This is a genomic window from Bacteroides sp. OF03-11BH, from assembly GCF_003604005.1.
In the GTDB taxonomy this organism is placed as follows: Bacteria; Bacteroidota; Bacteroidia; order Bacteroidales; family Bacteroidaceae; genus Bacteroides; species Bacteroides ovatus.
Window position 1 is genome coordinate 12,915 of the sequence record NZ_QTMW01000032.1, and the last position, 12,531, is coordinate 25,445.

Below are 12,531 nucleotides of genomic sequence, written 5' to 3' on the forward strand. Positions count from 1 at the left end.
AGATTTTGGGTGCTTTCTGACAGTTTTTAGGTGGTATTAGCGAAATTTACCCCCTACTACTTGGTTAAAAGAACCAAATAGATTACTTTTGATTTTATATTATTAAATAAAACAAAAAGCTATGACCATACTTATTATTGTAGGGATTATTGTATTGCTGGGCATCTTCTTTGCTTCCATGTACAACTCATTAGTGAAATTGAGAAACAATCGTGAAAATGCGTTCGCCGACATCGATGTACAGTTGAAACAACGCCATGATCTCATTCCCCAACTGGTAGACACCGTGAAAGGATATGCCGCACACGAAAAGGAAACGCTCGACCGGGTGATTCAGGCACGTAACGGTGCAGTCAGCGCAAAAACGATTGATGATAAGATAGCTGCCGAAAACCAGTTAAGCTCTGCTCTTGCAGGATTGAAAATCACTCTCGAGGCTTATCCCGATTTGAAAGCTAATCAGAATTTCCTGCAATTACAGGAAGAAATTGCTGATGTAGAGAATAAACTGGCTGCTGTCCGCCGTTACTTCAACTCGGCAACTAAAGAATATAATAACGCCGTACAGACATTCCCATCGAATATAGTAGCAGGAATGACCGGATTCCAAAGAGAAATCATGTTCGACCTAGGGAAGAATGAACGTGCGAATCTGGATCAAGCACCTAAAATAAGTTTCTAAACTCATTATTCACACCGTCCACTCAATTACAAAAGTTGAACACGCATGCAATACGTCGGAATCCAAACACAGCAGAGCCGGAATAATCTGCGCTCTGCGTTTCTACTGTTCCTGTTTCCCTGTCTCGTGGCAGCACTCCTCTATTTATCCTGCTACCTGTTGGTTCTTTTTGGATACGGAAAGAGTATGGAAATAGAAATAATGCCAATGGTCAATCATTTCTTCCTCTCTTCATTGCCATACACCATGGGAATCGTAATCATCTGGTTTCTGATTGCCTACTGGGCCAACACAAGCATTATCAATTCTGCCACCGGTTCCAAACCGCTGGATCGTATAGAGAATAAACGCGTTTACAACCTGGTAGAAAACCTATGCATGTCGCAAGGCATGAAGATGCCGAAAATCAATATCATCTATGACAGTTCTCTGAATGCATTTGCAAGCGGCATCAATGAACGTACATACACTGTTACCCTCTCGGAAGGTATCATCAAAAAACTGAATGATGAAGAACTGGAAGCAGTGATTGCGCATGAGCTAAGTCATATCCGCAACCGTGACGTGCGCTTGCTGATAATATCCATCGTCTTTGTCGGTATCTTCTCCATGCTGACAGAAATCACATTATATACCATCACGCACATACGTGTACGCAGCAACAGCAAAGGTAGTGGCGGTATTTTTCTTTTCATTCTACTCGCTTTAGTGATAGCCGCCATCGGTTATCTTTTCTCAAGTCTGATGCGTTTTGCCATTTCACGCAAACGCGAATACATTGCAGACGCGGGATCGGCAGAAATGACGAAGAATCCGTTGGCACTGGCCAGCGCTCTCCGCAAAATATCGGCAGATCCTGCCATCGAGGCAGTAGAAAGGAAAGACGTGGCGCAATTATTTATACAGAATCCTAAAAAGAAATCGAGAAGTATATTCAGCGGAATCAACGGATTGTTTGCCACTCATCCTCCCATTGAAAAACGAATTGAAATACTGGAACAGTTCTAAAAGCCTGTTCTAATTTTCTTCCCAAGCGTTTTTATTCAAAAGTTGATTATGCCCTTAATTGGTCTAAACTTATAAATAACAGGGATTTCTGTTTAATTTTCATTAAAGGAAACAGAACTATCCCTGTCTTTTTCTTATATTTGGTTGTTATACATATATACATCAACCTAAATACAACTGATATGAGAACGAAGAAACAAATCTTTATGCTGTTACTAGCCTTGCTAGTGGGCATCCCTACCCTTTCGGCTCAAAGTAAAAAGGAAAAGAAAGAACAGAAGAAAGAAGCCGTAAAGAAGCTGATTGAATCTGAAAACTACAAGATAGATGTCAACACCGCCATGCCGATGCGCGGACGCTCCATCCCTTTGACATCTTCCTACTCACTGGAAATCAGAAACGATTCGGTCATTTCTTATCTGCCTTATTATGGACGGGCTTACAGCATCCCCTATGGCGGAGGCGACGGGCTAAATTTTAAAGCTGTGCTCAAAGAATACAGTATGAAAATGGATAAGAAAGGAAATGCCGTCATCGAGTTTATCGCACGCAATCCCGAAGACAGGTATGAATACAGAGTCAAAGTATTCCCCAATGGTTCGGCAAGCATTGATGTCAATATGCAAAACCGTCAGTCCATTAGTTTTCAGGGGGAGCTGTATATAAAGGAAGAGAAGTAAGTAAGAAACAAAAACAAGTAAGAGAAACGGGCTAAATAATTTTGTATTATTAGGTGTGGATTGCACGGATTACACGGTTTTTAGAATGATGATTACCATACAGCAACCGTGTAATCCGTGCCTAATTTTATAATATAAACTATTAATTCTTAGCTATCCGATAGAAACAATATGAACACATTCACTCGGGCAATATCTTTTTTATTCTTCCGGCTCTTCCCCACCTTTTAATATAGGCAGGCAAATGTGATATTTCACAGCTAAGATGCGAGTCAGAAATACGGCTGATCCGCCAATCAACTGACAAGCGTAGGACTCCATACCTGCGAGATCGCAAATCCAATATGCAATACCGCCTACGACACAAGCCATTGCGTAAATCTCCTTTCGGAAGATAAGAGGTATTTCATTGATAAATACGTCACGAATGACCCCACCGGCCGCTCCCGTAATGCTACCCATGATAATCGCCACCCAGAAAGGATAACCCAAAGCAATGCTCTTGCCTACACCTACCACGGTAAACAGTGCCAGACCGATGGTATCGAAAATGAAGAAAGTATTATTGAGCCGGATGAGCCAGCGTCCGAAACAGATGACCCATAACAAAGCCAGTCCTGTACAAATCAGATAGATAGGGTCGGTCATCCATCCCGGTGTCACGTCGAGCAGTACATCACGGATAGTACCGCCGCCGATAGCCGTAGCAAGTCCTACCACATAAGCGCCGAACCAGTCGAAACGTTTCGCCGAAGCTAGTCGGATACCACTAATAGCAAAGGCAAATGTGCCTATAAAATCAAGAATTTGAACGAATGTGGGCATATATTTGTTATTTTGTATGCAAAGTAACGAATAAATTCCGTAAGAAAATGTACTTTTGCTTCACGAATTAAACCGAATTAGGTAGAAACAATATGAAAATAACAATTGTTGCGGGGGCACGCCCCAATTTTATGAAGATAGCTCCCATTACACGCGCTATTGAAGCCGCACGGGCGCTGGGTAAAAGTATCTCTTACCGACTGGTTTATACAGGAAGGAAAGATGATACAAGTCTGGATGCTTCTCTCTTTTCGGATCTCGATATGAAAGCTCCCGATGTGTATCTGGGAGTGGAAAGCAGTAATCCAACGAGTTTGACAGCCGGAATCATGGTAGCCTTCGAACAAGAACTGACGGAGAATCCGGCACACGTAGTCCTTGTGGTAGACGACTTGACCGCAACCATGAGTTGTGCCATCGTTGCCAAGAAACAAGGCATCAAGGTAGCACATCTCGTAGCCGGAACCCGTTCTTTCGATATGAAAATGCCGAAAGAAGTCAACCGCATGATTACAGACGGACTATCCGACTATCTGTTCACAGCCGGCATGGTTGCCAACCGCAACCTGAACCAGACGGGAACGGAAAGCGAAAACGTATATTATGTAGGTAACATTCTGATTGATGCCATCCGCTATAACCGGAACCGCTTGCTCAAACCGATATGGTTCTCCGTCTTGGGACTGCAAGAAGGAAATTATCTCCTATTTACTCTCAACCGTCGTGTATTACTCGGCAATAAGGAGAATCTGCGTCAGTTGATGAAAACAATCATCGACAAGTCCGCCGGTATGCCTATCGTTGCACCGCTACATACCTACGTACGTAATGCCATTAAAGAGTTGGACATCGAAGCTCCGAATCTCCATATCATGCCGCCGCAGAACTACCTGTTCTTCGGTTATCTGATAAACAAGGCGAAAGGAATCATAACAGATTCGGGAAACGTAGCCGAAGAAGCGACCTTCCTGGGTATTCCTTGTATCACACTCAACACGTATGCCGAACATCCGGAAACGTGGCGCATGGGAACCAACGAACTTGTCGGAGAAGATCCTGCCCTGCTTGCCAAAACAATGGATACACTGATGCACGGTGAATGGAAACGTGGCGAACTTCCCGAACGTTGGGACGGACGTACCGCAGAGCGTATTGTACAGATACTTACGAGCAAATAACATTTACCCGGCATGTTCCATTCCGTTTCCCGGCATGGGACTGTTAGTTTCACGCCTTGAAACTAATAGTTTCACACCGAGAAACAAAGTGTTTCACACCGAGAAACCAACAGTTTCATGCCGGGAAACAAAAAGTTTCAAATGTCGAAACAAAAAGTGCCCTACAACGGGAGCAAAGGTTTCAAATACCGAAACTGGGAGAACGAAATGCGGAAATGCCCTTATCAAAAGGATTAACAGCGGGATGTTCCTTGAATTATCGGACGATATATGCTTGTAAACAACCAAAAACGATGGGTAAAAAAAGTTATATATTCTGTTATCCTTAGAGTTATTTGTTAACTTTGCAGCCCTACTACGAACGTTATGATACAACGATATAACAAAATACTTATACTGTTCTTACTCGTATTGGTAGCTTCCAATGCTTTTGCGCAGCAAATTAAAGGGGTAGTCACTGATTCGATTACCCACGAGCCATTGATGTATATCTCTGTTTACTACCAAGAAAAGAGAGATATGGGTACCATCACCAATATTGACGGAGAATACAGTCTTGACACCCGCAGAAACGGAGGAACACTGGTGTTCTCCGCTGTAGGTTATATCAGTAAAACGGTTCGGGTTGGTTCCAACAATCAGACAGTGAACGTTAAGTTAGCTCCGGATAATGTGCTCCTGAACGAGGTTGTCGTGAAACCTCAAAAGGAGAAATATTCCCGCAAAAACAATCCGGCAGTGGAATTCATGAAGAAGGTAATCGAACACAAAAAGGCACAAGTCCTCGAAGTGAACGAGTACTATCAGTACGACAAGTACGAGAAGATGAAAATGTCTATCAACGACCTCACACCGGAAAAGCTTGAAAAAGGTATCTACAAAAAATATTCATTCTTAAGAGACCAAGTGGAAGTGTCGGAAACAACCAATAAGTTGATTCTCCCAATTTCCGTACAGGAAACGTCCTCGCAAACCATCTACCGCAAAAATCCCGAAAACAAGAAAACGATTATCAAAGGAAAGAACTCCAATGGTATAGAAGAATTTTTCTCTACGGGAGATATGCTCGGTACCGTATTGAAAGACGTATTTGCCGACATCAATATCTACGATGATGATATCCGGTTGCTTCAGCAGCGTTTCGTCAGTCCGATCGGTAACAATGCCATCTCATTTTATAAATATTATCTGATGGATACATTGATGGTAAACAAACGCGAATGTGTCCACCTTACTTTTGTTCCGCAAAACTCGCAGGACTTCGGATTCACCGGCCATCTGTATGTATTGAATGATTCTACATACGCCGTTCAGAAATGTACAATGAACCTGCCTAAAAAGACCGGAGTCAACTTTGTCAACCGCATGGACATCACGCAACAGTATGAGCAACTGCCCAACGGCAACTGGGTGTTGGCGGATGATGACATGACCGTAGACCTTTCCTGGAATTCCAACAAAACAGCAGGTGGATTGCAGGTGGAACGAACCACGAAATATAGTAACTATAAATTCGATCCTATTGAACAACGACTGTTCCGGTTGAAAGGCAGCGTGATAAAAGAAGCGGATATGCTCTCGAAAAGCGATGAGTACTGGGCGAGTGTCCGTCAAGTACCATTGACAAAGAAAGAAAGTTCGATGGATGTATTCGTCAACCGTCTCGAACAGATTCCGGGATTCAAATACATCATCTTCGGAGCGAAAGCACTGATTGAGAACTTTGTAGAAACAGGAAGCAAAGAGCATCCGAGCAAAGTGGACATCGGCCCTATCAACACCATGATTTCGAGCAATTACATTGATGGTACCCGTTTCCGGTTGAGCGGTATGACTACGGCTCATTTCGACAAGCACTGGTTCTTGAGCGGATACGGAGCGTACGGTCTGAAAGACGAACGCTGGAAATATAGCGGAACGGTGACTTATTCGTTCAACAAACGCGATTATGTGGTCTGGGAGTTCCCGAAACATTATCTTTCGGCAACGTACAGTTATGACGTAATGTCTCCGATGGACAAATTCCTGTTTACGGATAAAGATAATATCTTCCTGTCGGTCAAAACAACGACAGTAGACCAAATGTCGTATATGCGCGACGCCACCATTAATTATGAACTCGAAACGCTGACCGGATTCGGAGTGAAAGCCATGTTGCGACACCGTAACGACGAACCGACCGGCAAACTGGAATATCTGCGTAATGATGCCGCACAAACCCGTGTGCACGATGTCACAACTTCCGAAGCAAGTCTGACGCTGCGCTATGCGCCGGGCGAATCATTTGTCAATTCCAAGCAACGCCGCGTGCCTGTGTCGCTGGACGCTCCTATCTTTACGCTCACTCATGCCATGGGTTTCAAAGGCGTATTGGGTGGAGATTACAACTTTAACCGTACGGAAGCAAGTGTGTGGAAACGTTTCTGGCTCCCGGCTTCCTGGGGAAAGATTGATTGCAGCGTGAAAGCAGGTGCAGAATGGAACACAGTTCCTTTCCCGTTGTTAATCCTGCCGGAAGCCAACTTGTCCTACATCACCCAGCGCGAAACGTTCAACTTGATTAATAACATGGAATTCCTGAACGACCGTTACGCTTCCATGTCATTATCCTACGACATGAATGGAAAACTCTTCAACCGTATTCCTCTTATCAAGAACCTGAAATGGAGGGAAATGTTCCGTGTACGTGCTTTGTGGGGAACATTGACGGACAAGAACAATCCGTTCAAGAGCAACAATCCCGATTTGTTCCGTTTCCCGACACGTGACGGTAAGTTCACCAGTTTCGTGATGGACCCGAAAGTGCCGTATGTCGAAGCAAGTGTAGGTATCTACAACATTTTCAAGTTGCTGCACGTTGAGTATGTACATCGTTTCACTTATCGTGATAATCCGGGTATCAACAAAAACGGTATCCGCTTCATGGTATTAATGGTATTCTAAAAAATTATGCAACCACTAGCAGAACGGTTACGGCCAAAGACTTTGGATGATTATATCGGTCAGAAACATTTAGTTGGACCGGGGGCTATCTTGCGGAAAATGATTGACGCAGGACGCATCTCTTCGTTTATTCTCTGGGGACCTCCCGGAGTGGGTAAAACAACCCTTGCGCAAATCATTGCCAACAAACTGGAAACACCTTTCTATACGTTAAGTGCCGTGACTTCCGGTGTGAAGGATGTGCGCGAAGTGATAGAACGTGCCAAGAGCAACCGCTTCTTTTCACAGTCCAGCCCGATTCTGTTTATCGATGAAATCCATCGGTTCAGCAAGTCGCAGCAGGATTCTCTGTTGGGAGCGGTAGAGAACGGAACAGTCACACTGATTGGCGCAACAACGGAGAATCCGTCGTTTGAGGTCATCCGCCCTCTCCTGTCCCGCTGCCAGCTTTATGTGCTCAAATCTTTGGAAAAAGAAGATTTGCTGGAACTTCTGCAACGTGCCATCACCACAGATGCCATACTGAAGGAACGAAAAATTGAATTGAAAGAAACAACAGCTATGTTGCGCTTCTCCGGTGGAGATGCCCGCAAGCTGCTTAATATATTGGAACTTGTTGTGCAATCGGAGACGGAGGAAACAGTTGTCATCACCGATGAAATGGTGACCGAACGCTTGCAACAGAATCCACTGGCTTATGACAAGGATGGAGAGATGCATTATGACATTATCTCGGCTTTCATCAAGTCTATCCGCGGCAGCGATCCTGACGGAGCGATCTACTGGCTTGCCCGTATGGTGGAAGGAGGCGAAGATCCGGCTTTCATTGCCCGCCGACTGGTGATCTCGGCTGCCGAGGATATTGGTCTGGCAAACCCGAATGCATTGCTTCTCGCTAATGCGTGCTTTGATACATTGATGAAAATCGGTTGGCCCGAAGGACGGATTCCTTTGGCTGAAACAACGATTTATCTGGCTACCAGTCCAAAAAGTAATTCGGCATACAGTGCGATTAACGATGCATTAGAGCTAGTCCGGTCAACCGGTAATCTGCCTGTGCCCTTGCATCTGCGCAATGCTCCGACCAAACTGATGAAACAGTTGGGATACGGACAGGAATATAAATATGCGCACAGCTATGAAGGTAACTTTGTCAAACAGCAATTTCTTCCGGACGAGCTGAAAGACAAACGGATATGGCAACCGCAAAACAATCCGGCAGAACAGAAACATGCCGAGCGAATGATACAGTTGTGGGGAGACAAATTTAAGAAATAAGCGTTCCTAAAATAAGTCACTCCCTTCTGTAAGAAAAGCTAAAAGCACAATAAAGCAGTAGGAAACATTATAACATACTAATAATATTGAAATTGAAATGAAGATTGTAGTTTTAGACGGCTATGCCGCCAATCCCGGAGATTTATCCTGGGAAGGTATGAAGGTGCTTGGAGAATGTACAATTTATGATCGTACAGCTCCGGAAGAGGTATTAGAACGTGCAGCCGGTGCAGAAGCAATTCTGACTAACAAGGTAATCATCAATGCAGACCACATGGCTGCACTGCCCGAACTGAAATATATCGGTGTGTTGGCTACCGGATACAATGTGGTAGACACAGCTGCTGCAAAAGAACGGGGAATCGTCGTTACTAATATTCCTTCATACAGCACTGCTTCCGTTGCTCAAATGGTATTTGCGCATATCCTGAACATCACTCAACAAGTGCAACACCACTCTGAAGAAGTGCATAAAGGTCGTTGGGCTAATAACAAGGATTTCTGTTTTTGGGATACTCCATTGATGGAACTACGGGAAAAGAAAATCGGTCTGGTAGGACTGGGAAATACCGGATATACCACAGCGCGCGTTGCTATCGGTTTCGGTATGCAAGTGTATGCATTGACTTCTAAATCTCACTTCCAGTTGCCACCGGAAATCAAGAAGATGGATTTAGATCAGTTGTTCAGCGAATGTGATATTATCAGTTTGCACTGCCCGCTTACTCCGGAGACACGCGAAATGGTAAATGCACGCCGTTTGGGTATGATGAAGCCGACAGCTATTTTAATCAACACCGGTCGCGGCCCGCTTATCAACGAACAAGACCTTGCAGACGCTTTGAACAGTGGCAAGATTTATGCAGCCGGAGTAGACGTGCTTTCTACTGAACCACCTTGTGCCGACAATCCATTACTTACTGCAAAGAACTGCTACATCACTCCGCACATTGCCTGGGCAACCATCGAGGCTCGTGAACGTCTGATGAATATTGCAATCAGTAACCTTCAGGCTTACATTACCGGAAAACCGGAGAATATAGTCAATAAATAAAAAGCGATATATCCGAAAAGATAGAAAAGGCTTATATATAAAACTCCCCTCATTTAACTTCTCTACCATGACATAAAGAATTAAATAAGGGGAGTTTATTTGTTCCTACAAGAATCTCAATTCGAAATTCTATGTGGACAAAGTATTAATATGAGTGTCCTCCTTCATCCATTTCTTTCTCGGTAATTTTGTGACGATCGATACTACGCCAAGCATAGAAAATATATGCAATTACGAATGGAACAAGAATAGAGACATAGGCCATTGTCTTTAGTGTAAATTCGCTGGAACAGCTATTGGCTAAAGTTAATGAGCTTTGCAGGTCTGTATATGACGGATAATAAGCGGTATTGTTGTACCCTGCTACCAGCAATAAAGATAAAACAGTCAGTACCGTACCGATTCCCGTAAACCAGATTCCTTTATCAAACGTCTTTTTAAGCAATGTCTTTCCAATGCCGAAAAGAACCAGTACCACACCAATCAGGAATAAAGCCAGCACTACCGGCATTTCGATAAAGTTAGTGAAATACTTGTATGGCTGCATATAAATTTCCTGTGTATCCGGATTAACGGCAAAACCATCAGATACCAATGTACGAATGACAAATGCTAAAAAGAATACAAGGAACAAAACTGTATTATTTCGTACTGCACGACGACATTTATCGGTCAGCTCTTTATCATCAATATTATTAATGAAATAGAGAGATCCCAACACACGGGCAAGGAAGAAGACAGCCAATCCAAGAATAACATTCCAAATGTTGGTCAGTGCATCCAATCCGTGCCAGCCATTTCCCCAATGACTGATTACCGGCATAATGGTATCTGTCATATTGGTCTTATTAATATAGAAATCAGAACCGGTAAAGAAAGTAGCCACTGCCCCACCAAGTAACACAGGACCTACCACTCCATTAATCACCAAAAAAGTCCGGTATGTCTTTTTACCTAACAGATTTCCGGCTTTACTCTGAAACTCATAACTGACAGCCTGCAATACAAAACTGAAAAGTATAATCATCCAAAGCCAATATGCACCGCCGAAACTGGTACTGTAAAACAAGGGGAAAGAAGCGAAGAAAGCTCCTCCAAATGTAACCAATGTAGTAAACGTAAACTCCCACTTACGTCCGGTAGAATTCACCATCATCTTACGATGTTCCTCGGTTTTACCCAAGCAGAACAACAAAGAATTACCTCCTTGTACAAACAATAAGAACACGAGTATGGCTCCTAACAAGGAAACGACAAGCCACCAATATTGTTGCAAAAATATATACATATAGCTAAAATATTAAGTAATGAGTAATAGGTAATTATCAATTCTCCGGTCCTTTTTTAATAGCCTTTACCATAATTCCGACACCTGCAATCAGCATCACTGTAAACAGGAGCAGGAAGATAAAGAAAGTCGTTTGTACAGAGCTTACATCCAGTTTGGAGATGGCAGCCATTGTCGGCAGCATATCACGGATAGCCCACGGTTGACGCCCACATTCGGCAACCACCCATCCGGCTTGTCCGGCGATGTATCCCAAAGGAATTGTCAGCAGAGCAATCCAGTGCATCCAACGCATCTGGCTTAAATCTTTCTTATAGATAAAGAAGAGAACGACAATAAAGAACAGGATGAAGTATCCGCCCAAGATTACCATTACACGGAATGCATAAAAGTTCAGAGGAACATTCGGAACCAGTTGGTTCACATCTTTGATATATCCGTAACCGAAATATGGAATATTTTCCTGTAATACTTTATATGCAATTTGAGCATCTTCCTCATGTCCTGCACTCTTTGCTGCACGATAGGCAGCCAATGCACCGATAGCCGTTTTTCCACGTTCTATCTTCTCGGCAGCAGAAAGAGCTGTCGATCCGTCTTTCTGTTGATAACCACCCTCGATGATATTTGTAATACCAGGAACGTAGCCGTCTACATTACGTTCTGCAAGGAAAGAAAGCATGCTGGGGATTTCAAAACGGAAGAGAAAAGGATCTTTCCCATCGTTGTAAGTCTTCTTTTCCGGGTTCAACACTCCTATTCCAACCAGACCTACATTAGTGCCGCCTTCATACAGACCTTCCACAGCAGCCAGTTTCATCGGTTGCGTCTGGGCAATCTGATAACCGGAACCATCACCTGTCCAAACAGAAAGCAACGATGCTACTAATCCAAAAATCGCCCCAATCTTGATGCTGGCAAGCGCAAACTCACGATTACGTTTCTTCAGCAGATACCAACAACTGATGCCGACTACAAAAATAGCACCCAACACCCAGCCGGACAATACCGTATGGAAGAATTTATTGACCGCTACAGGTGACGTAGCCACTGCCCAGAAATCTACCATCTCATTACGAACTGTATCAGGATTGAATTCCATGCCTACCGGATGCTGCATCCATGCGTTGGCTACGAGAATCCACCAGGCAGAAATCGTAGCTCCCAAGCCTGTGAGCCAGGTAGAAGTCAAATGGAAACGTTTACTTACTTTGCCCCACCCAAAGAACATGACGGCGATAAATGTGGCTTCCATAAAGAATGCCAAAATTCCTTCAATAGCCAACGGAGCACCGAAGATATCTCCTACAAACCACGAATAATTGCTCCAGTTCGTACCGAACTCAAACTCCAGAATCAAACCGGTTGCCACACCAATGGCAAAGTTTATACCGAAGAGTTTCATCCAAAACTGGGCAGTCTTTTTCCAAAATTCATTGCCTGTTTTATAATACAGCGTCTCCATGATTCCCATCACCACTGCCAGTCCGAGTGTGAGAGGAACAAAAATCCAGTGGTACATGGCTGTCATCGCAAATTGGGCTCTCGACCAATCGATCAGCGAGGTGTCAATACTTTCAATCATAATCCTATGT

General features: G+C 43.7%; 10 protein-coding genes. 7 read left to right on the forward strand and 3 right to left on the reverse strand.

The annotated features are described in order from the left end of the window. The first annotated feature begins 121 nt into the window (after window positions 1-121). The 3 genes from DXA54_RS19490 (at window position 122) to DXA54_RS19500 (ending at window position 2,370) form a co-directional block, all read left to right on the forward strand. Window positions 122-682, forward strand: a complete 561-nt coding sequence (locus tag DXA54_RS19490) for a LemA family protein (protein ID WP_120080459.1) — start codon at window positions 122-124, stop codon at window positions 680-682. A 45-nt stretch (window positions 683-727) separates the two neighbouring features. After that, window positions 728-1,690 (forward strand): M48 family metallopeptidase, encoded by a 963-nt coding sequence (locus DXA54_RS19495; RefSeq protein WP_120080461.1) that lies wholly within the window; start codon window positions 728-730, stop codon window positions 1,688-1,690. Between the two features lie 182 nt (window positions 1,691-1,872). After that, window positions 1,873-2,370, forward strand: coding sequence for a DUF4251 domain-containing protein (locus DXA54_RS19500; protein WP_117683736.1), 498 nt, complete (start codon window positions 1,873-1,875; stop codon window positions 2,368-2,370). 201 nt (window positions 2,371-2,571) lie between these two features. Here the strand turns inward: DXA54_RS19500 and DXA54_RS19505 are convergent, their stop codons facing one another. Continuing rightward, a complete protein-coding gene (locus DXA54_RS19505) occupies window positions 2,572-3,195 on the reverse strand; it encodes a trimeric intracellular cation channel family protein (protein WP_004311582.1) in 624 nt (207 codons plus the stop codon). 92 nt (window positions 3,196-3,287) lie between these two features. Here DXA54_RS19505 and wecB point away from each other — a divergent pair, with 92 nt between their 5' ends. The 4 genes from wecB to DXA54_RS19530 all read left to right on the forward strand — a co-directional run bounded on the left by wecB (window position 3,288) and on the right by DXA54_RS19530 (window position 9,648). Continuing rightward, window positions 3,288-4,373, forward strand: a complete 1,086-nt coding sequence (gene wecB / locus DXA54_RS19510; protein WP_004311581.1) for a non-hydrolyzing UDP-N-acetylglucosamine 2-epimerase — start codon at window positions 3,288-3,290, stop codon at window positions 4,371-4,373. Window positions 4,374-4,739: 366 nt separating this feature from the next. Continuing rightward, window positions 4,740-7,316 (forward strand): DUF5686 and carboxypeptidase-like regulatory domain-containing protein, encoded by a 2,577-nt coding sequence (locus DXA54_RS19520; protein WP_004311580.1) that lies wholly within the window; start codon window positions 4,740-4,742, stop codon window positions 7,314-7,316. A gap of 6 nt (window positions 7,317-7,322) precedes the next feature. Then, the gene (locus tag DXA54_RS19525) at window positions 7,323-8,594 is read left to right on the forward strand and encodes a replication-associated recombination protein A (RefSeq protein WP_004311579.1); all 1,272 of its coding nucleotides are present in this window, start codon (window positions 7,323-7,325) and stop codon (window positions 8,592-8,594) included. A 97-nt stretch (window positions 8,595-8,691) separates the two neighbouring features. Beyond that, complete coding sequence (locus tag DXA54_RS19530) at window positions 8,692-9,648, forward strand: D-2-hydroxyacid dehydrogenase (RefSeq protein WP_008647223.1); 957 nt, start codon at window positions 8,692-8,694, stop codon at window positions 9,646-9,648. Between the two features lie 145 nt (window positions 9,649-9,793). Here DXA54_RS19530 and cydB read toward each other — a convergent pair whose 3' ends face one another. Both cydB and DXA54_RS19540 read right to left on the reverse strand, forming a co-directional pair. Further along, window positions 9,794-10,936 carry a cytochrome d ubiquinol oxidase subunit II gene (cydB, locus tag DXA54_RS19535; protein ID WP_008647221.1) on the reverse strand — a complete coding sequence of 381 codons (1,143 nt, stop codon included), beginning with the start codon at window positions 10,934-10,936 and terminating at the stop codon, window positions 9,794-9,796. A gap of 37 nt (window positions 10,937-10,973) precedes the next feature. Next, window positions 10,974-12,521 carry a cytochrome ubiquinol oxidase subunit I gene (locus DXA54_RS19540; protein ID WP_004300335.1) on the reverse strand — a complete coding sequence of 516 codons (1,548 nt, stop codon included), beginning with the start codon at window positions 12,519-12,521 and terminating at the stop codon, window positions 10,974-10,976. Between the last annotated feature and the right edge of the window lie 10 nt (window positions 12,522-12,531).